The organism is Plantactinospora sp. ZYX-F-223, from assembly GCF_039649625.1.
Taxonomy (GTDB): Bacteria; Actinomycetota; Actinomycetes; order Mycobacteriales; family Micromonosporaceae; genus Plantactinospora.
Genome location: NZ_JBDJAV010000165.1, coordinates 1 through 1,338, shown reverse-complemented (window position 1 = coordinate 1,338; position 1,338 = coordinate 1). Strand labels below are relative to the sequence as shown.

General features: G+C 68.2%; 1 protein-coding gene. It reads right to left on the bottom strand.

What is annotated here, in order from left to right; translation table 11 throughout:
* Nucleotides 1–21: 21 nt before the first annotated feature.
* Nucleotides 22–1,167 carry an IS110 family transposase gene (locus AAH979_RS42985; protein ID WP_346263869.1) on the bottom strand — a complete coding sequence of 382 codons (1,146 nt, stop codon included), beginning with the start codon at nt 1,165–1,167 and terminating at the stop codon, nt 22–24.
* Between the last annotated feature and the right edge of the window lie 171 nt (nt 1,168–1,338).

Below are 1,338 nucleotides of genomic sequence, written 5' to 3'. Positions count from 1 at the left end.
CGGACATGGCTCCCCTCTGTGTCAAGACACCGCCGGGTGGAGAGTTCTATCCTGGGTCTCGGCGGGTCCGGGAAGTGACTTCTCCGAAGAGCCGGCTGGGGGATGCGAGCCGGTCACGCTGGAGCCAGTTGTCGTTCCCTGTTGTCCTCCCGGGCCCGCTGCCATGGCGGCTGTGGTGTCGTTGATCATGCACCGGTAGACGATGTCGGACAGGCGTCGTTTCAGCGCCCGCATCGCTTCCATCGATGTCTTGCCAGTGGCCTTCTTGCGGTCGAAGTAGGCGCGGCCTTCGGTGGGGTTGCGTAGCTGGACGGTGGCCATGATGTGCAGCCCCCGGTTGATCTGCCGGTTCCCGGCGCGAGAGAGCCGGTGGCGTACCTGGTCACCGGAGGACGCGTCGATGGGGGCGGTGCCGTTCCAGGAGGCGAAGTGGGCCCGGTTCGGGAACCGGGTGATGTCGCCGACCTCGACCAGCAGCCGGGGGGCACCGGACGGTCCGATGCCGTGCAGGTCCCTCGGCGTGGTGCCGGTGGAAGCCACCAGCTCCTTTAGTTCCTTGTCTGCCTCCTTGGAACGCCGGTAGACGCGTTCGAGGTCACCGATCAGCTCCGCAGCGACCCGGCGCCGGGCCTTGCCGACCGCGTCACGGGGCCGGACCGTGGCCAGCAGCGCCTTGGCCTGGGCGGCGGACAGGCTCTTCTTCGCCCCACCCGGGATGAGTTCCAGCAGCAGTTGATGCAGCTGGGAGACCATCCGGGTGTGGTCGACGCCGAGGGAACGACGCCGGTCGACCAGAATCCGCAGCAGGGCGAGCTGCTCATCGTTGACCACCGGGCGGAGCCCGGCCATCCGGGTGCCGACCAGCGCGATGGAGTGGGCGTCGGTGGCGTCGGTCTTGCGGCCCTGCCCGGTCGCGAACACCCGCGCCCTGGCGGACAACTTCGGCGGGACATCGACGACCTGCTCACCATCGGCCAACAACCGGTTAGCGATGTGCCGGCCGATGCCCTGACAGCCCTCGATCGCCCACACCCGGTTCGGCCACTGCCTGGCGTACTTCCTCATCGCCGCGTAGCCGTCGCGGCCGGTGTCGAACCGGCCGCCGCCGACGATGGTCTCGTCGCCGGCCATGATCTCGATCGTGGCCGAGCGCTTGTGCGGGTCCATTCCGATGACCACACGATCCGACGTGACACTCGCCGCGTCCTCCGATGCTCGATCCACCTGGGTTGTCGAGCCGGGAGGGCAACGCTACTTCGAGCTACGCAAACCCCTCTTGAGCCTCTCCCCGCCCTGGGGCGACGCCCGGGCTACGCAGGCCAAATGAGAGCCACACGA